The sequence below is a fragment of the Roseomonas sp. F4 genome (genome assembly GCF_053891155.1).
The window spans coordinates 160,306-179,174 of record NZ_JBSSHK010000006.1; the positions used below are offsets into that span (position 1 = coordinate 160,306).

An 18,869-nucleotide genomic window follows, 5' to 3' on the forward strand; every position below is an offset into this window, starting at 1 on the left:
GGATCAATCCAGCTTGATGTTGTTGATGCGCACCACTTCGGCCCAGGTGGCGGAGGTCTGGCGGATGAAGCTGGCGAAATCGTCCGGATTGCTGCCGACCACGCGGCCGCCCTGGGCGACCAGCGCATCCCGCGTCTGCGGATCGCGCAGCGCCGCCTGGGCGGCCTCGAACAGGATCGCCTGGCGGTCCCGCGGAATGCCGGCCGGGCCGAGCAGCCCGTACCAGGTCTCGCTGATCATATCCGGCACGCCTGCCTCGATGGCGGTGGGCAGGTCCGGCAGGATGCTAAGCCGTTCGGCGGAGGTCACGGCCAGCGCCGGCACGCTGCCCGCGCGCACATGGCTGAGCAGCGCCGGCACGTCCGCCGCCAGCATCTGGATGCGCCCGGCCAGCAGATCCGTCACCGCCGGTGCGGCGCCGCGATAGGGGATATGGACGATGTCGATGCCGGCGCGGATCTTCAGCAACTCGCCGGCCATGTGCAGGGAGGAGCCGACACCCGCCGAGCCGAAGGACAGCGCCCCGGGCTGCGCCTTGGCCATCGCCACCAGCTCCGCCAGGTTCTTCGGGCCAAGGCCCGGCGCGATGGCGATGATCTGCGGCACCGCCAGCACCTGGGTGATCGGCGCAAGATCCTTCTGCGCGTCATAGGGCATGCTGGCCTGCAGATGCGGCAGGATGACGATGGCGCCGCTGCTGGCCATGACGATGGTGTGCCCATCCGGCCGGGCCTTCGCCGCCGCATCCACGCCGATGGCGCCGCCGGCGCCGGCACGCGCGTCGATGACGATGGGCTTGCCGAGACGCTCCGACATCACCCGGGCCGTGATGCGCGCGATGATATCGGCCGGGCCGCCCGCGGCGAAGGGCACGATCATGCGGATCGGCTGGTCAGGAAAGGCCGCCTGGGCGCTGGCAAGGCGCGGCAGCGCGGCAAGGCCTAGGGCGCCGAAGGTGGCGCCCATTGTGGCGCGGCGGGTGATGTTCATTCTTGTATCCTCCTTTGATTGTTCTTGGTCGTCAGTCTTCGAAGGCGAACAGCTCCCGCGGATTGTCCACAAGGATGCGACGGGCGAGCGCGTCATCGCCCAGCCAGTCGAGAAACAGATCCAGCATCGCGCCCGCATCAGGCGGCGGCTCCATGCGGACATAGGGCCAGTCCGAGCCCCAGAGCAGCCGATCCGGATTGGCCGCGACCAATGCATCCTGCAAAGGCCGCAAAGTCTCCGCCGACGCGCCACGCGTCACGCGGCATAGGGTGATCTTCACCCAGACGTCGCCATCCCGCAGATGGCGCAGCACAGTGTCGAAGGCCGGGTCCGCCACGCCATCCGGCATGGCCAGATGATCCAGCACCAACGGCACGCCGAGTGGCATCAGTTCCGGCAGAAGTTCCGAGAACTGCGCCGCGCTGGCCCAGATATGCGCCTGCCAGCCCACCGCGCGCAGCCTTGGCGCCAGCGCCCGCAGCGCGTCGACGCCGATGCTGCCGGGATAGCGGCCGCCGCCATTCGGCGCCTGCATCTCGACGAAGCGCAGGGCCCGCACGCCGGCCGCGTGCCATTCCTCCAGCGTCGCATCGCTGACCGAGGCCTCCGCGCTCATCACGCCGCGCAGCGTGCCGCCGCTGCGCGCCAGCGCATCCAGCAGGCAGGCCGGATCACGGCCATAGGGCGCCGGCTGCACCAGCACCGCGCGCGGCGTGCCGAGTGTGGCGCGCATCGCCGCATGGGTGGCGAGGTCGGCACGCGGCAACGCATAGGGCGCGGGGCCGGCCGCGAAGCGCGTGTCGAAGACATGGGTATGCGTGTCACAGGCGCCCGCCGGCACCGCGTGTCTGGGCGCGGAGACGCTGGGCGCGGCGACGGTCACGCAGCCGCTTCCGGCAAGGTGAACAGCCCGCGTTCCGGCGCCGTCAGCGGCGGCACCTCGCCATCGGGCAGCGGAATGCCATGCGCGTTCAGCGTCATCGACACCATGGTGTAGTAGCCCACCAGTGCCGTCAGCTCGACCACGCCGCGCACGCCAAAAGCCTCGACGCCGGCAGCGTAGATCGCATCCGGCACGCGGCCTTCCTGTTGCAGGGCGCGGGCGAATTCATAGACCAGCTTTTCGTCCGCCTTGTCGAAGACAGGCGGGCGACCTTCACGCATCGCATCCAGGATCGTGGACGAAATGCCATTCTGCTCGGCGGTGCGGGCATGGACGAACCACTCCACCTGCGCGCTCCAGCGCCGGCCCGTCACGCAGATCGCGAGTTCCGAAAGGCGCTTCGGCAGGCTGGTGGAAAAGCGCAGCGATTCGCCCAGCGCGGACCAGCGCCCGGCCAGCTCCGCATTGTGAATCGCGGCACGCAGCGGGCCGATGACCTGGCCGCGCGGGCCGGAGACCACCTTGTCCCAGACCGCGCGCTGCGCCTCGTCCAGATCCTCGCGGGTGGGCAGGGGAATGCGGGGGGCGGTCATGTCACGCCTCCCTCGGCGAGGGCCGCGCGGGCAGCGTCATCCAATCCCAGTTCGGCAAGCACTTCCTCCGTATGTTGGCCGAGCAGGGGCGGCGGCCGGTCGTAGCTGAGTGGGGCGTCGGTCAGGCGGATCGGGCTGACCACCTGCGGCACGCTGCCATGCGGATGCGGCAATTGCCGCAGCATCTGGCGGTGCTGGATCTGCGGGTCGGCGAAGACATCCGGCACCGTGTTGATCGGCCCGCAGGGCACGCCGGCGGCATCCAACAGCGCGGTGAGATCGCTGCGGGTGAAATCGGCAAAACGCTGGGTGAGCAGTGGCGTCAACAAGGATTCGTTCTTCACGCGGTCGGCGTTGCGCACGAAACGCGGGTCCTGCGCCCAGTCCGCGCGGCCGATCGCCTCGCACAGCTTTGCGAACTGCCCGTCATTGCCGACCGCCAGCACGATGAACCCGTCAGAGACCGGGAACACGTCCTGCGGCTGGATATTCGGATGCCGGTTGCCCGCCCGCTGCGGCACGCGGCCGCCGACAAAATGGTTCATCGCCTGGTTGGCCAGGAAGGCCGCCTGCACGTCCAGCATGGCGAGGTCGATGGTCTCGCCCTGCCCCGTCTCCGCCCGCCGCGCCACGGCGGCCAGGATGGCGACGGTGGCGTACATGCCGGTCATCAGATCGACGATCGGCACGCCCACTTTTTGGGGCGGCGTCTCCGGCGCGCCGGTCACGCTCATCAGCCCGCCCATGGCCTGGATCATGAAGTCGTAGGCGGCCTGGTCGGCGCGCGGGCCGTCCTGGCCGAAGCCGGTGACGGAACAGCAGATCAGGCTCGGCTTCTGGGCGCGCAGGCTGGCGGCGTCCAGCCCGTATTTGGCCAGGGCCCCGGCCTTGAAATTCTCCACCACGATATCGGCGGTCTGCGCGATCTTGCGCACCACCGCCTGGCCCTCGGGCTTGGTGATGTCGATGGTGACGGAACGCTTGCCGCGGTTCACCGCGAGGAAGTAGCCGGCCTCCTTGGTCGGATTGCCCGCCGCATCCTTCAGGAAGGGCGGCCCCCAGGCGCGCGTGTCGTCGCCGACGCCGGGGCGCTCGATCTTGATCACATCGGCGCCGAGATCGGCCAGGATCTGGGTGGACCAGGGCGCCGCCATGATGCGGCCGAGGTCGAGAACCCGCAAATGCGAGAGCGGGCCGGTGCGCGCGGGCTGTGCCATCTCAGCCTTCCGTCACCAGCGTCGCCTGCATCGAGGGGCGCTTTTCAAACTCGGCATGGAAGGCGGCGAAGCGCGGGCAGGTGGCGCGCCAGTCGATATCGGCGAAACGGAAATCCAGGTAGCTGCCGAGCACCGCCAGGGTGAATTGCGCCAGGCCGCGCGGGATGCTGTCGATCTCCGCTTCCACCGCCGCCAGCGCGGACTTGGCCTTCGCCTCGAAGGCCGCCAGCAGTTCCGGCATCGGATGCGGCTTGTCGCGCTCGTTCCGCCACAGGATCAGCAGGTCGAGGAATCCGGTCGCCATGGCGTGGCGTCGCAGTTCCAGGAATCGCGCCGGGCCTTCCGTCGGGATCAGGCGCGGGCCGCCATGCAGCGTGTCGAGATATTCGCAGATGACGTAGCTGTCGTAGAGCACCGCGCCGTCTTCCAGACGCAGCGTCGGAATTTTGCTCAGCGGGTTTTCGGTCATCAGCGCCGCATGCGGCTTGCTCATCGCCACCACGGTGCGGGTGGTGGTGATGCGATCCGCCAGACCGGTCTCATGCGCGAAGATCATCACCTTGCGCACGAAGGGCGAGCGCGGCGACCAGTGCAGCAGCATGGACACGGTTGTTTCCTCCGAACCTACTTAGGTCAGTCCTATGACCTTAATCCGGATCGGAGGGGTGCGTCCAGTCTGTCCCTTGGGATCTACCCCCGCGTCGCGTCGTGATGCGGCAGGCCTGCACGGAAGGCGGCGATGCCGTCCACGATCATCCGCACGATATCTACCCGCGTCTCCCGGGTCAGGGAGGCGTAGTGCGGCGCCACCACCAGATTGGGCGCCTCCAGCATCGCCGGATCGGGCACGGGCTCGGATTGGAAGACATCGGTGCCGGCGCCGCGGATGGTGCTATCCCGCAGCGCCGCGACCAGCGCGGCCTCATTCACCACCGAACCGCGGGCGATGTTGATGAGGAATCCGGCCGACCCCAGCTTCCGCAGGATCGCCGCATCCACGATCCCGGCGGTCTCCTTGCCGCCGGGGCAGCACATCACCAGCACGTCCGACTGTTCCGCAAGCTCGGCAATGCTGGGCACATAGGTCCAGGGCGCTTCCGGCTTCGGGCGCGGGCCGGACCACAGGACCTTCATGCCGATGCCCTGCGCGCGGCGGGCCACGGCGGCGCCGATGCGACCCAGGCCAAATATGCCGCAGGTCTTGCCGAACAGGCGGGTGCCGGACTCCGGCCGGCCCTTGGTCCAGGCGCCGGAGCGCACAAACTGGTCCGCATAGATCACCCGCCGGGCGATGCCATAGAGCAGGGCGATGGCGAAATCCGCCGTATCCTCGGTCAGCACATCCGGCGTGTTCAGCACCGCGCAGCCCGCCGCCCGGGCGGCGTTCAGGTCGATCCGATCGAGCCCCGTGCCGGTGCTGGCCAGCAGCTTCATGCCCTGGATGCGGGCGAACATCGCGGCATCGCAGCCGGCCATGGCGCTGCTGACGCCGATGCGGAAGCCGGTGACCGGGCCGGGGGGCAGGGTGGAAAGATCCACCAGGCTATGCCCATCGGCTTCCAGCGCCTGGCGGAGATCGGCGGGCACCGCGGTCATCACGAGAAGGGATTCGCCTTGGATGGCTTGCATGGGACGTGTCCTGTCGGGCTATGATAGCCAAAAGGCCAGAGTAATGACCTTTTTGGGGAAGGAAAGCCTGTCCGCCATGCCGATTACCCAGGAGGCCGTGAAGACGCTCTCCGCCCAGCTCTATGACTGGTCGCTGCGTCGCGTGCCCGACGACACCAAGGACGCCCTGCGCCGCGCCCGCGCCACCGAGACGCATGAGGGCGCCCAGCGGGTGCTGGAGATCATGCTCGGCAGCGCTCTGCGGGCGGAACAGACCGACCGCTTCGTCTGTTCCGATGCCGGCGTGCCGGTTTTTCGGGTCACGCTCGGCGCCAATGCCCGGTGGGAAGGCGACCTCAAGGCCGCCATCACCGAAGGGTTCGACGAGCTGGTCGGCCGCATCCAGCCGCCGCTGCTCAAGCATGTCACCAATCCGCTGACCAATGAGCGCGGCTACAAGGGCAAGGACATGCCCCTGGTGACCTGGGAGGTGGAATCGGGCGTCGACTGGATCGAGATCGCCTGCCAGCCCAAGGCGCTGGGTTCCGGCCGCTGGGCGCAGGCCGAGACCTTCAGCTTCCCCAGCCTCGCGGATATCGAGGCCTATGTGATGAAGGCGGTGATGCAGGCCGGGTCGCAGCACTGCCCGCCGGTCATCATCGGCGTTGGCATCGGCGGCAGTTTCGACGTCGCCGCGAAGATCGCCAGCAAGGCCACCTACCGCGCCATCGGCAGCGTGAACCCGGAACCGGTGCTGGCGGCGATGGAGGAACGGCTGCTGCGCGCGGTGAACGCCACCGGCTTCGGCCCGATGGGCACGGGCGGTGACACCACGGCGCTGGCCGTGCATGTCGATTACAGCGCCGGCCACGGCTACACGCCGGTCGCCGTCTGCTTCAACTGCTGGATCAACCGCCGCACCAGGGCGCGAATCCATGCCGATGGGACCGTGGAGCGGATGGAATGAGCGAGCTCTTTGCGGACTATCGCCGCGTCACCATGCCGCTGTCGCGGGAGGATGCACGCTCGCTGCGCGCAGGAGACATGGTGCTGCTGGATGGCGAAATCACCATCACCGCCGGCCTGCCGACGCATCACCGCATCCTGAAATGCGTCGAGGACGGCACCGATCCGCCCATCGATCTGCGCAATGGATCGCTGCTGCATCTCGGCAGCTACAGCCAGGACAAGCCGGATGGCGGGCTGGAGGTTCTGTACATGAACCCCACCACCAGCACCCGTTTCAACCCGCTGATGCCCCGGCTGATCCGCCATTTCGGCCTGACCGCCGTGGGTGGGAAGGGCGGACTGGACGCCGCCTGCCGGGAAGCGATGCAGGAAGTCGGCTGCGTCTACTTCTCCTTCCTCGGCGGCGGCGCGCCGCTGCATTCCTCGGCGATCACCGCGGTGAAGGAGGTCGCCTGGAACGACCTGGTGGCGCATTACCGCCTGGTGCGCCTGGCGGTGAACGGGTTGGGCCCGGTCACCGTTGGCATCGACGCGCATGGCAACAGCCTGTTCGAGACCCTGTCCCAGCAGGCGCAGGACAGGATGCCCGAGATCCTGGCGCGGATGGCGCAGGACCGCGCGGGGTGACGGCCGGGGCGGGTTTTACCGCCCCAGCCCGTCCCAGAATTCCTTCACCTTGGCGAAGAAGCCCTCCGTTTCCGGGTTGGAACGGCCGGTCTTCTCGCTTTCGGCCTCGAACTCGGCCAGCAGATCCTGCTGCCGCTTCGACAGGTTCTGGGGCGTTTCCACCGCCACCTGCACATACATGTCGCCCCGCGCGGCGGAACGCAGCACGGAGAAGCCCTTACCGCGCAGGCGGAACTGGTCGCCGGTCTGAGTGCCGGCCGGGATCGTCACCCGCGCCCGCCCCCCGTCGATCACCGGCACCTCGACACCCCCGCCCAGCGCCGCCTGCGTCATCCGCAGCGGGACACGAACAAAGATGTTGGCGCCGTCGCGCTGGAAGATGGCGTGCTGGCGCACTGCGACATCGACATACAGGTCCCCCGCCGGGGCGCCACGCAGCCCGGCCTCGCCCTCGCCGGACAGGCGGATGCGCGTGCCGTCCTCGACACCCGCCGGGATGGTCACGGCCAGCGTCCGGTCGCGCTGCACGCGGCCCTGGCCCGCACAGACCTTGCAGGGGTTCTTGATGATGCGGCCACTGCCCGAACAGGTGGGGCATGTGCGTTCGATCAGGAAGAAGCCCTGCTGCGCCCGCACCTTGCCGGCGCCGTTGCAGGTCGGGCAGGTCTGCGCGGCCTGCGCCGCGGGGCCTTCGCTGCCGGTGCCCTTGCAGGCCTCGCAGACGACGGAGGAGGGCACGCGGATGGTCTTCTTGACCCCCGCATAGGCTTCCTCCAGCGAGACCTCCACCTGGTGGCGCAGGTCGTTGCCGCGCCCGGCGGCCGCGCGCGCGCCACCCCGGCCGCGACCGAGCCCGCCGAACATCTCCTCGAAGATATCCTCGAAGGCCCCGCCGAAGGGATTGCCCCCCATGCCGGCCCCGCCACCGCCACCGCCGCCCTGTTCGAAGGCGGCATGGCCGAAGCGGTCATAGGCGGCCCGCTTCTCGGCGTCCTTCAGGATGTCGTAGGCCTCGTTGGCCTCCTTGAACTTGGCCTCCGATCCCGCATCGCCCTTGTTGCGGTCGGGGTGATGCTGCATGGCGAGCTTGCGATAGGCCTTCTTCAGGTCCTCCTCGCTCGCATTCCGGGGAACGCCCAGAACTTCGTAATAGTCGCGCTTGGCCATGGTCCCGTGGGTCCTCGCGGGGCGGCGTGGTCAACGTGGCAGCGCCCGACTTCTTGCGAAGCCGGGCGCGCCGCTCAATCCGTTCCGAAGAAGGCCCGGCGTTACGAGGGCTTCTTCTTGGTCGGGTCGACTTCCTCGAACTCGGCGTCCACCACCTTGTCGCTCGGATTGCCACCCGGGCCACCCGCCGCACCCTCGGCACCGCCGCCGGCCTCGGCCTGGGCGGCCTGCGCCTTGTACAGCGCCTCGCCCAGCTTCATCGAGGCCTGGGACAGGGTCTCCTGCGCCTTGGTGATCACCTCGACATCCTGGCCTTCCATCGCGGTGCGAGCAGCGGCGATGGCGGATTCTGCCTCCGCCTTCTCGGCCGCGGGCAGCTTGTCGCCGTTCTCGCGGATGGTCTTCTCCGTGGCATGCACCAGGGCGTCCAGGCCGTTGCGGGCCTCGACCGCCGCGCGGCGCTGCTTGTCGGCATCGGCATTCGCCTCCGCCTCTCGCACCATCCGCTCGATATCCGCATCCGACAGGCCGGACTTGGCCTGGATGCGAACCTGCTGCTCCTTGCCCGTCGCCTTGTCCTTGGCGGAGACCGACACGATGCCGTTGGCGTCGATGTCGAAGGTCACCTCCACCTGCGGCACGCCACGCGGCGCCGGCGGCAGGCCGGTCAGGTCGAACTGACCGAGCAGCTTGTTGTCCGCCGCCATCTCGCGCTCGCCCTGGAACACCTTGATGGTGACCGCGGACTGGTTGTCGTCGGCCGTCGAGAAGACCTGGCTCTTCTTGGTCGGGATCGTCGTGTTGCGGTCGATCAACCGGGTGAACACGCCACCCAGCGTCTCGATACCCAGCGACAGCGGCGTCACGTCCAGCAGCAGCACGTCCTTGACGTCGCCCTTCAGCACGCCGCCCTGGATGGCGGCACCGATGGCGACCACCTCATCCGGGTTGACGTTGCGCGCAGGCTCCTTGCCGAAGAACTGCTTCACCAGCTCGATGACCTTGGGCATGCGGGTCATGCCGCCGACCAGGATCACCTCGTCGATCTCGCCGGCGGTGACCTGGGCATCCTTCAGCGCCTGCTTGCAGGGCTCGAGGGTCTTGGTGATCAGGTCGTCGACCAACGCTTCCAGCTTCGCGCGGCTCAGCTGCATCACCAGGTGCTTCGGCCCGGAGGCGTCGGCGGTGATGAAGGGCAGGTTCACCTCGGTCTGCTTCGAGCTGGACAGCTCGATCTTCGCCTTCTCGGCGGCTTCCTTCAGGCGCTGCAGGGCGAGCTTGTCGCCGCGCAGGTCGATGCCCTGCTCTTTCTTGAACTCATCCGCCAGGTAATCGATGATCCGCGCGTCAAAATCCTCGCCGCCGAGGAAGGTGTCGCCGTTGGTGGACTTCACCTCGAAGACGCCGTCGCCGATTTCCAGGATCGAGACGTCGAAGGTGCCGCCGCCGAGGTCGTAGACCGCGATGGTGCCGCCCTTCTTCTGGTCCATGCCGTAGGCGAGCGCAGCCGCGGTCGGCTCATTGATGATGCGCAGCACCTCGAGGCCCGCGATCGCGCCGGCTTCCTTGGTCGCCTGGCGCTGGGCGTCGTTGAAATAGGCCGGGACGGTGATGACCGCCTGGGTGACCTTCTCGCCCAGATAAGCCTCCGCCGTCTCCTTCATCTTGGTCAGGATGTCGGAGCTGATCTGCTGCGGCGCATAGGCCTTGCCATCCGCCTCGACCCAGGCATCGCCATTGGCGGCGCGGGTGATGGTGTAGGGCACCAGGCCCTTGTCCTTGTTCACCATCGGGTCGTCGAAGCGGCGGCCGATCAGGCGCTTCACGGCGTAGAGCGTGTTGGTGGGGTTGGTGACCGCCTGGCGCTTGGCGGACTGGCCGACCAGACGCTCCCCATTCTTGGCGAAGGCGACCATGGAGGGGGTGGTGCGCGCACCCTCGGCGTTCTCGATGACCCTGACGTCCTTGCCTTCCATGATGGCGACGCAGGAATTGGTGGTGCCGAGGTCGATGCCGATGACCTTGCTCATCCGAGTCTATCTCCTATGCGGCGGACGGGGGCGGCCCTTACGGCACCGCGCCCGCCCCCTGATCCGTGACGGATGCGGGTTGGGTTATGGGGCGGCCAAACCGGGAACGAGACACCCGGCAAACCGCGCAGGCGTCATGTATTCAGGCAGGGCGGGGTGGACAAGACCCGGAGGCGGCCCGTGTCTTGGAAAGACTCGGCTTTTTGCACGCCCCACCACGCCAGACCTGCTGTAGGATGCGTCAACGAGATGATCCAGCACCTCCCCCCCCATCCGCAGCGCGACCTGCTGACCGGCGAACTGCACGCCCGGCCGGCACTGCCCATCGCCACCCCGGTGGCGATCAGTCGCCTGGCCCTGATGGGGGAGCCGGGCGGGGATCGCGGCGCCGCGGTGGCGCATCTCGCCCTGCTCTGCCGCCGCTACGGCGTGACGCCCCCCGCCGCGGGGGCGGATTTCGTGCTGGCCGATTTCGGCGCCTTCCGCCTGCGCTACGAACGCCACACCGAATTTGACGGCTGGACCTTCCTGCGCCCGATCTTCGAGGCTGAAGCGGCGCTGGAGGACCCCTTCGCCGCCACCGCCATCGCCGCGGTGCCGGCCGACTGGCTGCGTGCCCTGCCCGGCAGCACCCTGGTCGCCGCCCATATAACGGTGCTGCGCGGCGAGGCGGCACGGGATGCGCCGCCGCCCGGCTGCTTCGCCCAGGACAATCTGGCCGGGGCCACCCTGGCCGGGGGCGCCGCCACGGCCTGGACCGATTTCCGCGCCGGGCCGGACGGCTTCAGCCGCATCCTGCTCTGGGACCAGGGCCTGACCCCGGCCCTGGCCGGGCGCCTGGCCCAGGCACTGTGGGAGATCGAGACCTACCGCCTGTGTGCCCTATTGGCCCTGCCGCCGGCCCGCGCCGCCTCCGCCGAGCTCGGCCGCGCCTCCGAACGCCTGGCGGTGCAGACCGCCCGGCTCTCCGGCCTGCAGGAATTGCAGGCGGAGCGCGGTGCGCTGGAGGAGCTGAGCGCGCTGGCCACCGGCATCGAGCAATTGGCCGCCGCCACGGCGGATCGATTCTCCGCCTCCCGCGCCTATCACGTTCTGGTCGGGCAGCGCTTGCAGGCGCTGCGGGAGGAAAGACTGCCCGGCCTGCCGACCCTGGCGGAATACCTGGAACGCCGGCTCGACCCGGCCTTGGCCACCGTCGCCGCCACCGGGGCCCGGATCGCCAGCCTGTCGGTGCGCTGCGGCCGGGCGGTGGACCTTTTGCGCGCCCGCGTCGCCGTGGCGCAGGAAGCGCAGACCCAGAAGCTGCTCGCCGCCATGGCGGAGACCGGCCGCGCCCAGCTTCGGCTGCAGGAGACGGTGGAGGGGCTCTCGGTGGCCGGCATCAGCTACTACCTGCTGTCGCTGGCCGCCTATGCGCTGAAGCCGCTGCCCTGGCCGATCGGCAGCGTGAAGGTGGAGATGGCGCTGGCCGTGCTGGTTCCGGTGGTCGCCGCGCTGGTCTGGCTGCGCATGCGGCGCCGGCGGCGGGACAGCGCCGCCCCCCTCAGCGCAGGGTCATCCGCACCCCCAGCCCGATGAAATCCGACCCGCTGCGCTGCGGGGCGATGACGCCGAAGATGCCGGAGCGATGGTGGACGCGCGGCACCAAGGCGAGGTGGGGCAGGGCGGCGTGGGTGATCTCGGCCTCGAAGGCCAGGTAGTTGAGGAATTTGCGCGGGCGCAGGCCGTTCACCACACCCTCATGGGCCGGGCGCGCCAGGGCGTAGGAGACACCCTCCGCCACCGCCAGGTTCATCCGCATCGGCCCCGGCAGAACAACGTCCGCGGAACGCCAGGCCAGGGACAGGGTCGCCTCCGTGTGATGTTGCAGGCCGGAATGCAGGCCGAACTGGCCTTCGACCTCCAGCGACCCGCCATCCAGAAGCCGGCCGAGCACCGGCAGGTCCAGCCGCAGCTCCGGCACCAGCACATGGCTGAGCGCCAGGGCGGTGAAATGCGCGTCCTGCACGTCGAGATCGCCGCCGACAAAGCCACGCGGCGACATCCACTGGCCGTGATAGGCGGTGACGAACCAGCTTCGGTCCCGAGGCGTCGTCGCCTCCGCCTGCGCCGTGATTCCCAGCAGCCCCAGCGCCGCGCCCATCAGCAGAAACCGCACTTCGTCACCCCGTTATTGTCCCGGGGGAGAAAGCCTGGGGTCGCCCTGCGTACCGGGCGGCGCCTTCACCTGTCCGTGAGCGCCACGCTACAGCACCGCGATGCCGCGCAAGCCGCGCGCCAGCACGGCCCGCAGATCCCGCAGCTCCAGCGCCACGCAGCCCTCGGTGGGCGAAAAGTCCGTGCGGGCAAGATGGAGAAAAATGGCGCTGCCGCGGCCGCGTTCCACCGGGTCGTCATTCCAGCCCAGCACCCCGATCACGTCATAGACCGCATCGGCGCGCCACAGCGCCTCATGCCGCCCGCCGAAGGGCAGCCGGACAGGGCGGTTATAGGCGCGGTCGCCGGGGTCGTCGCACCAGCCATCGGCCGGGTCCAACGGCTCCACCGGCACGGCGCAGACCGGCGCCGGGCCGCGATCAGCGCGGTAGAACACCCGGCGCAGCGGCATCCGCGCCGCCGGCGTGGCACCGTCCCCTTCCTGCTTGCGCGTTGCCGGCACGACCCCGCCTTTGCCCAGGGCGCAGCGCAGCACCTGCCCCTCGAAGCGAAAACATCCCTCCGCCACCACGGCCCAGCCGCTGTCATCCAAGGCGTGAGGTCCCCCGCGCCGCAGTGAATTCCTCGATGGCGGCGAAGGCGGCGGTGGAGAGCATGCCGATCGGCCCGCCCAGCAGCCCGGCGCCCAGCACTCGCAGAGCCGGGTTCAGGCCCTCGCCGGTCGCAGCCCGGTAGATGCTGCCCACCACCGGCAGATGTTGCAGCGGGTTCAGCGCCTGGAGCACCTCTTCGAACCGCAGCGTGCCCGGCACCGGCACATGCTCATCCGGCCCCAGCCGGGGCAGGACGGCGGCGGAAGAGGACGGTGCGGTTACGGCGGTGGTTGCGGCGACGGTCATGGCGGCCGGTCCTTGGCAGGAGGTTGCGCATAGTAGAGCAAACCCCATGCCGCGCGGCCTTCAGGTCAGCAGATGGCCGAAACGGCGGGCCTTGGTTTCCAGATAGCCGTCATTCACGCCATTGGCATCGAATTGATGCGCCTCCCGGCGCTCCACCTCGATGCCGCAAGCGGCGAGGCCGGCGATCTTGTCCGGATTGTTGGTCAGCAGCCGCACGCGCCCGACGCCGACGGCGCGCAGCATTTCGGCCGCCACCCAGAAATTCCGCTCATCCGCGCCATAGCCCAGGGCCCGATTGGCATCCAGCGTGTCCAGCCCCTGGTCCTGCAAGGCATAGGCCCGCAGCTTGTTCACCAGGCCGATGCCACGGCCTTCCTGCGCCAGGTACAACAGCACGCCGCCCGCCGGGTCCGCCGCCATCCGCCGGATCGCGCCGCGCAGCTGCGGACCGCAATCGCAGCGCAGGCTGCCCAGCAGGTCGCCGGTGAAGCATTCGGAATGCACCCGCACCAGCGGCACCAGGCCGTCCTGAGGCGCCGTGCTGTCCACCAGGATCGCCAGATGCTCGATGCCGCCATCGGCCGCGCGGAAGGCGATGATGCGCGCCTCCGGCGCATCCTCCAGCGGCACCCGGGCCTCCGCCACGCGGGTCAGGCTGGCCGCCGCGGCGACGGGATAGGCGAGCACATCCGCCACCGAGACCGACAGCAGATCGAGCCGCCGCGCCACGGCTTCCGCCGCCGGGGCGACAACCAGCGCCGGCAGCAGCCGGGCCAGCTTGGCCAGGGCGATGGCGGGCAGCGCCTCGGGCGGCATCGCCGTGCGCTCCGGCTGTTCCGGCAGAAGGCGTTCGGCCGTGGGATCGGCCAGCGATTTCAGCGCGGCCGGGTCGAGCAGGGCCGGGGGCAGTCGCAGCGCCACCGCGCCCATCTCCGCCGCACCGGCGCCGACCGCCGGCGCACCCAGCGCCTGTGGCACCGGCCGTTGCAGGACGGCCGCGGCCCGCACCGGCGCCAGCAGCAGCACGGGCGCGCCGCGGGAGGCCGCCTGCAACTCCGCAAGGCCACGGGCCGAGACCACCTCCGCCGCCGCGACGACCAGCGGGCCTTCCGGCCCCAGCAGGACGACCGGCGTGCCGCGGCGCAGCTCGCTGGCGGCGCGATGCACCGATCGCAACGCCAGCACCCGGGGGTCGGGCACGGCGGCATCGACAGCGCCGTTGGGGCGCGGGGAAGCGAGGGGGGCCATTTTGCTCATGTGATTCTGGCGTTCCGTAGTCGCCCATTGACGATGCCGAATGTGGCGCGCCAAAGGCGTTTGAAAGGGGGCCCGCCACAAGAAAAACCGGATCGTACGGCAGAACATGCGGCATTGCTGCAAATCGTCACAACGACGCCGCGAGGCTTGCTGGCATCACGGACGCCCTGCAAAATCGCTTGTCGGGGTCGGTCCGTTCCGCCATCTATCTTCACGGTGACGGCACGGAGACGTGAAACCGATCCGCTTCGGCCCCGTTGTGACGGTGCCTCACAGATATGGGAGCTATCATGGCCGGTCCACGCCCCATCCTCGTCGTGGACGACGACGAGGCCCTTCGCCAAACACTTGCGGACCAATTGGCGCATGACGGCGAGTTCGTCGCGACGGAAGCGGGCAGCATGGCGGAAGCCATGACGCATCTCAATGCCGAGGATGCCCGCTTCGACGCGATCGTGCTCGACATCGGCCTGCCCGATGGCGACGGGCGCGACCTCTGCGCACGCCTGCGAAAGCAAGGCATCCGCATGCCGATCCTCATGCTGACGGGAGCGGACGGGGAACAGGATATCATTCGTGGACTGGATTCGGGTGCCAACGACTATATTGGCAAGCCGTTCCGCGTCTCCGAATTGATGGCGCGGCTGCGCGCGCAACTTCGCGTGTTCGACAATTCCGAGGACGCCGTCTTCAGCGTCGGCCCCTACACCTTCCGCCCTTCCGCGAAGCTGCTGCTGGATGCGGCGCGCAACCGGAAGATCCGGCTGACGGAAAAGGAAGCCGCCATCCTGAAGTACCTCTACCGCGCCGGTGGCCGTCCGGTGGGGCGGCAGATCCTGCTGAACGAGGTCTGGGGCTACAACAGCTCGGTCACCACCCACACGCTGGAGACCCACATCTACCGGCTGCGGCAGAAGATCGAGCCCGATCCCGGCAATGCCCGCCTGCTGGTCACCGAGGGTGGTGGCTACAGGCTGGACCCGACCGCCGGACGCGCCCAGGCCGCCTGAAGGCGCTTCGGCGCGCCCTCAGCGCAGGATGAGAAACACCAGCATCAGCGTGCCGAGCGCGATGCGGTACCAGCCGAAGGGCGTGAAGCCGATGCGGGAGATCGCCTGCATCAGCCAGCGCACCACCACCAGCGCCACGATGAAGGCCGTGACGAAGCCGATGCCGATCTGGCCGAGATCGGACAGGTCGAGTTCCGCCCGCGCCTTGTAGAGGCTGTAGGCGGTGGCGGCGACCATGGTCGGGATCGCCAGCACGAAGCTGAATTCCGCCGCCGTCCGCCGTTCCACCCCCACCAGCAGCGCCGTGATGATGGTGGCGCCGGAGCGGGAGGTGCCGGGGATCATGGCCAGCGCCTGGCCAAAGCCGATCAGCAGCGCTGCCAGCGGCCCCATCTGCGGCACCGAGTGGATGGAGGGCTCGGGCCGCCAGCGCTCGATCGCGATGATGGCGATACCGCCCAGAATCAGCGCGAAGCACACCACCCAGGGGCTGAACAGCAGCCGGGTGATGGTGCCGTGGAAGGTCGCCCCCAGGAAGGCGGCCGGCAGGAAGGCCAGGATCAGGTTCTGGGCGTAGAACCGCTCCGGCCCCGGGCGCCAGGCCAGGGTGGCCAGCCGCCAGAGCGTGGCCCGGAACAGCACGACCACGGCCAGCACGGCGCCAAGCTGGATGCAGATCTCGAAGGTTTTGCCGGGCGGGCCCTGGAAGCCGATCATCTCGCCCAGCAGGATCAGATGACCCGTGGAGGAGATCGGCAGGAACTCCGTCGCCCCCTCGACCACACCCATGGCGAGGGCAGAAAGCAGGGTCCCTAGATCCATCAGCGCGTCATCCGTGGCGGTGAGCGGCCGCTATAGGGCAGTCGGCGGCGCGCCGCGATGCGCGCCGCCCTGGATGGCCGCGATTTTATACCAAGGCCTGGCGGATCCTGGCCGATCCGCCCTCCATCTCGCCGCTCAGCGAACCGTCTGGGCGGCCGAGAAGGCAAAGTTGTCGTAGCTGTTCTCGGCGATGCGGAACCACTGGAACTGCTCGGTCCGGAAGCGATTGTAGCTTTCCATGATCTTGGCGAAGCGCGGATTGCCGCGGGCCAGGTCCGCGTTCATTTCCTCATTCGCTTTCCAGGCGGCTTCCAGCACAGGGCGCGGCCAGAAGCGGAGCTGGGCGCCGGCGGCGACGAGGCGTCGCAGGGCCTGCGGGTTCATGAAGTCGTAGCGGGCGACCATATCCGCATCCGCCTCGCCGCAGGCGACTTCCAGGGCGTGTTTGTACAGGTCCGGCAGGGCGTTCCAGGCGCGCATGTTCGACATGAAATGCAGCCGCGCGCCCGGCTCCCAGAAGCCCGGGGCGTAGTAGTAGCGGGCGACGCGCACGTAATTGGCGCGCTCATCGTCATGCGGGCCGACGAATTCCGCCGCGTCGATCACGCCGCGCTCAAGCGAGGGATAGATATCCGCCGGGGCAATCAGGGTCGGCGCCGCGCCGAGGCGGGTGAAGAGCTGGCCGGCCAGGCCGGTGATGCGGAACTTCAGGCCGCGCAGCTGGTCGACCGAGGTGATCTCATTGCGGAACCAGCCACCCATCTGCGCGCCGGTGTCGCCGCAGGTGATGCCATGGACATTGTATTCGTTGAAAAGCTCGGCCGCGAGCTGGTTGCCGCCGCCATAGCGGAACCAGGAGGTCATCTGCCGCGTGTTCAGGCCGAAGCACATGGCGGTGAAGGGGGCGAAGCCCGGCTCCTTGCCGATATAGTAGTAGGAGGCGGTGTGACCGGCCTCGATGGTGCCGGCCTGCACCGCGTCCAGCACCTGCAAGCCGCCGACGATCTCGCCGGCCGGGAAGGTCTGGATGCGGAACTTGCCGTCGGTGAGCTGGGCGACCCGGGCGGCCACCTTCTCGAACGTGCCATAGAGCACGTCGAAGACGCGCGGGAAGGAGGAGGCGGCGCGCCAGCGCACCTCCGGATTGGCCTGGGCCAGAGCAGGGGTGGCGAGGGCGAGGGGCGCAGCCGCGGCGGCGGCGCCCAGCATGGCACGGCGGTTCATGGAACTTCCTCCCGGATCGGGCGCGCGGGCACGTCCCGCTTCTGGCAGCAGCAGTAATCCATCCCGGGGCGGCCGGAAAGTGGCGCTTTGCTACGAAAATTCGGGGTGGGGCGACCGATCCTGGCGGCGCGAAGCCATCACGTGAGGAAGCCGGCCAGCACGGCACCGGCCGCCACCAGTTGCAGCAGGTTGGCGGCCACCGACAGGCGATGGGCGAAGGCGAAGCCGCGCTGGGCCTCGGCATCGCCCGCCTTGGCCTGGTCCGACAGAGCGTTGATGCGCGGCATCAGCACCTGGCGCAGCCAGAAGGTCAGGGCCGCGATCGCCGCCATGATTCCGGAATCGAGTTTGGAGAGGGGAAACAGCGCCACGGCCGCGGCGGCGGAGGTGCCAAGCACCCAGAGATAGTAGCGGGGAAAGATCCCCCGCAGAAAGCGGCCGGCCTGTTCGGCCGGCAGCAGCCGGAACACCAGCGGCGCCAGGACGGCGGCGAAAAAGGCCATGCCGCCGAACAGAAGCGCCGTGGCGAACAGCGCGATGAGGAGAAGGGCGGTCATGCCGGCTGGATGTGGGAGGCGTTGCGAAGCTGCAAAGCCCCCCTCATCCAAGCGGCCCGGGTCACACCACCCGTTCGGCCAGCATCTTCTTGATGTCACCAATGGCCTGCGCCGGGTTCAGCCCCTTCGGGCAGGTCCGGGTGCAGTTCATGATGGTGTGGCAGCGATAGAGCTTGAAGGGATCCTCCAGCGCATCCAGCCGCTCACCCGTATGCTCGTCGCGGCTATCGGCGATCCAGCGATAGGCCTGGAGCAGCACGGCCGGGCCGAGATAGCGGTCGCCATTCCACCAATAGGAGGGGCAGGAGGTGGAGCAGCAGAAGCACAGGATGCATTCCCACAGCCCGTCGAGCTTGGCGCGCTCCTCCTTCGACTGAAGGCGCTCGCCATCCGGCGGCGGGGGGGTGTCGGCCTTCAGCCAGGGCTCGACGGAGCGGAGCTGCGCATAGACCTGCGACAGGTCGGGCACGAGGTCCTTCACCACCGGCATATGCGGCAGCGGATGGATGCGGACCTCCGCCTTCACATCCTCGATCGGCTTCAGGCAGGCCAGCGTGTTCAGCCCGTCGATGTTCATCGAGCAGGAGCCGCAGATGCCCTCCCGGCACGAACGCCGGAAGGTCAGCGTGCTGTCGACCTCGTTCTTGATCTTGATGAGCGCATCGAGAACCATCGGCCCGCACTGGTCGAGGTCGATGTCATAGGTGTCGGTGCGCGGATTCTCGCCGGAATCGGGGTCCCAGCGATAGATCTTGAAGGACCGCACCTTCGTCGCGCCGGCCGGCGCGGGAAAGTGCTTGCCCTTGGTGATCGTCGAATTCTTCGGCAGCGTGAAGGTGGCCATGGCTCTGATCGGGGC

At 68.9% G+C, this 18,869-nt stretch carries 20 protein-coding genes; 4 read left to right on the forward strand and 16 right to left on the reverse strand.

What is annotated here, in order from left to right:
- Positions 1-3: 3 nt before the first annotated feature.
- From ACVFYP_RS23675 to ACVFYP_RS23700, 6 genes are all read right to left on the reverse strand, one after another.
- Positions 4-990, reverse strand: a complete 987-nt coding sequence (locus tag ACVFYP_RS23675; RefSeq protein ID WP_499202697.1) for a Bug family tripartite tricarboxylate transporter substrate binding protein — start codon at positions 988-990, stop codon at positions 4-6.
- A gap of 31 nt (positions 991-1,021) precedes the next feature.
- On the reverse strand, positions 1,022-1,873 hold the full coding sequence (locus ACVFYP_RS23680) for an amidohydrolase family protein (protein ID WP_499202698.1): 852 nt from the start codon (positions 1,871-1,873) through the stop codon (positions 1,022-1,024).
- A complete protein-coding gene (locus ACVFYP_RS23685) occupies positions 1,870-2,466 on the reverse strand; it encodes a carboxymuconolactone decarboxylase family protein (RefSeq protein ID WP_499202699.1) in 597 nt (198 codons plus the stop codon). Before ACVFYP_RS23685 ends, ACVFYP_RS23680 begins: the two co-directional genes overlap by 4 nt.
- Complete coding sequence (locus ACVFYP_RS23690) at positions 2,463-3,683, reverse strand: CaiB/BaiF CoA transferase family protein (RefSeq protein ID WP_499202700.1); 1,221 nt, start codon at positions 3,681-3,683, stop codon at positions 2,463-2,465. Before ACVFYP_RS23690 ends, ACVFYP_RS23685 begins: the two co-directional genes overlap by 4 nt.
- Position 3,684: 1 nt before the next feature.
- Entirely contained in the window at positions 3,685-4,284 is a 600-nt protein-coding gene (locus ACVFYP_RS23695) for a glutathione S-transferase family protein (protein WP_499202995.1), read from the reverse strand.
- A gap of 89 nt (positions 4,285-4,373) precedes the next feature.
- A complete protein-coding gene (locus ACVFYP_RS23700; protein WP_499202701.1) occupies positions 4,374-5,312 on the reverse strand; it encodes an NAD(P)-dependent oxidoreductase in 939 nt (312 codons plus the stop codon).
- A 76-nt stretch (positions 5,313-5,388) separates the two neighbouring features.
- Between ACVFYP_RS23700 and ACVFYP_RS23705 the strand changes: the two genes are divergently transcribed.
- Both ACVFYP_RS23705 and ACVFYP_RS23710 read left to right on the forward strand, forming a co-directional pair.
- Entirely contained in the window at positions 5,389-6,258 is an 870-nt protein-coding gene (locus ACVFYP_RS23705; protein WP_499202702.1) for a fumarate hydratase, read from the forward strand.
- Positions 6,255-6,887, forward strand: coding sequence for a fumarate hydratase C-terminal domain-containing protein (locus tag ACVFYP_RS23710; RefSeq protein WP_499202703.1), 633 nt, complete (start codon positions 6,255-6,257; stop codon positions 6,885-6,887). The genes ACVFYP_RS23705 and ACVFYP_RS23710 overlap by 4 nt, the downstream gene beginning before the upstream one ends.
- Before the next feature lie 15 nt (positions 6,888-6,902).
- Here the strand turns inward: ACVFYP_RS23710 and dnaJ are convergent, their stop codons facing one another.
- Together dnaJ and dnaK are read right to left on the reverse strand one after the other, a co-directional pair.
- The gene (dnaJ, locus tag ACVFYP_RS23715; RefSeq protein ID WP_499202704.1) at positions 6,903-8,054 is read right to left on the reverse strand and encodes a molecular chaperone DnaJ; all 1,152 of its coding nucleotides are present in this window, start codon (positions 8,052-8,054) and stop codon (positions 6,903-6,905) included.
- Positions 8,055-8,155: 101 nt separating this feature from the next.
- Positions 8,156-10,084, reverse strand: a complete 1,929-nt coding sequence (dnaK, locus tag ACVFYP_RS23720) for a molecular chaperone DnaK (RefSeq protein ID WP_499202705.1) — start codon at positions 10,082-10,084, stop codon at positions 8,156-8,158.
- Positions 10,085-10,333: 249 nt separating this feature from the next.
- Here dnaK and ACVFYP_RS23725 point away from each other — a divergent pair, with 249 nt between their 5' ends.
- Entirely contained in the window at positions 10,334-11,662 is a 1,329-nt protein-coding gene (locus ACVFYP_RS23725) for a DUF3422 family protein (RefSeq protein ID WP_499202706.1), read from the forward strand.
- Here the strand turns inward: ACVFYP_RS23725 and ACVFYP_RS23730 are convergent.
- The 4 genes from ACVFYP_RS23730 to ACVFYP_RS23745 all read right to left on the reverse strand — a co-directional run bounded on the left by ACVFYP_RS23730 (position 11,628) and on the right by ACVFYP_RS23745 (position 14,397).
- Positions 11,628-12,242, reverse strand: a complete 615-nt coding sequence (locus tag ACVFYP_RS23730; protein WP_499202707.1) for a hypothetical protein — start codon at positions 12,240-12,242, stop codon at positions 11,628-11,630. The genes ACVFYP_RS23725 and ACVFYP_RS23730 overlap by 35 nt on opposite strands.
- Before the next feature lie 87 nt (positions 12,243-12,329).
- Positions 12,330-12,833, reverse strand: a complete 504-nt coding sequence (locus ACVFYP_RS23735; protein WP_499202708.1) for a L,D-transpeptidase family protein — start codon at positions 12,831-12,833, stop codon at positions 12,330-12,332.
- Positions 12,826-13,140, reverse strand: a complete 315-nt coding sequence (locus ACVFYP_RS23740) for a hypothetical protein (RefSeq protein ID WP_499202709.1) — start codon at positions 13,138-13,140, stop codon at positions 12,826-12,828. Before ACVFYP_RS23740 ends, ACVFYP_RS23735 begins: the two co-directional genes overlap by 8 nt.
- Positions 13,141-13,200: 60 nt before the next feature.
- Positions 13,201-14,397 carry a GTP cyclohydrolase II gene (locus ACVFYP_RS23745; RefSeq protein WP_499202710.1) on the reverse strand — a complete coding sequence of 399 codons (1,197 nt, stop codon included), beginning with the start codon at positions 14,395-14,397 and terminating at the stop codon, positions 13,201-13,203.
- Positions 14,398-14,687: 290 nt separating this feature from the next.
- On the opposite strand from ACVFYP_RS23745, the gene ACVFYP_RS23750 reads away from it, so the two are divergent.
- Positions 14,688-15,407 (forward strand): response regulator transcription factor, encoded by a 720-nt coding sequence (locus ACVFYP_RS23750; RefSeq protein WP_499202711.1) that lies wholly within the window; start codon positions 14,688-14,690, stop codon positions 15,405-15,407.
- 18 nt (positions 15,408-15,425) lie between these two features.
- Here the strand turns inward: ACVFYP_RS23750 and ACVFYP_RS23755 are convergent, their stop codons facing one another.
- The 4 genes from ACVFYP_RS23755 to ACVFYP_RS23770 all read right to left on the reverse strand — a co-directional run bounded on the left by ACVFYP_RS23755 (position 15,426) and on the right by ACVFYP_RS23770 (position 18,854).
- A complete protein-coding gene (locus tag ACVFYP_RS23755) occupies positions 15,426-16,229 on the reverse strand; it encodes an undecaprenyl-diphosphate phosphatase (protein WP_499202712.1) in 804 nt (267 codons plus the stop codon).
- 135 nt (positions 16,230-16,364) lie between these two features.
- Entirely contained in the window at positions 16,365-17,453 is a 1,089-nt protein-coding gene (locus ACVFYP_RS23760; protein WP_499202713.1) for a TRAP transporter substrate-binding protein, read from the reverse strand.
- Between the two features lie 137 nt (positions 17,454-17,590).
- Positions 17,591-18,010 carry a DUF4149 domain-containing protein gene (locus tag ACVFYP_RS23765; RefSeq protein WP_499202714.1) on the reverse strand — a complete coding sequence of 140 codons (420 nt, stop codon included), beginning with the start codon at positions 18,008-18,010 and terminating at the stop codon, positions 17,591-17,593.
- A 61-nt stretch (positions 18,011-18,071) separates the two neighbouring features.
- Complete coding sequence (locus ACVFYP_RS23770; protein ID WP_499202715.1) at positions 18,072-18,854, reverse strand: succinate dehydrogenase iron-sulfur subunit; 783 nt, start codon at positions 18,852-18,854, stop codon at positions 18,072-18,074.
- Between the last annotated feature and the right edge of the window lie 15 nt (positions 18,855-18,869).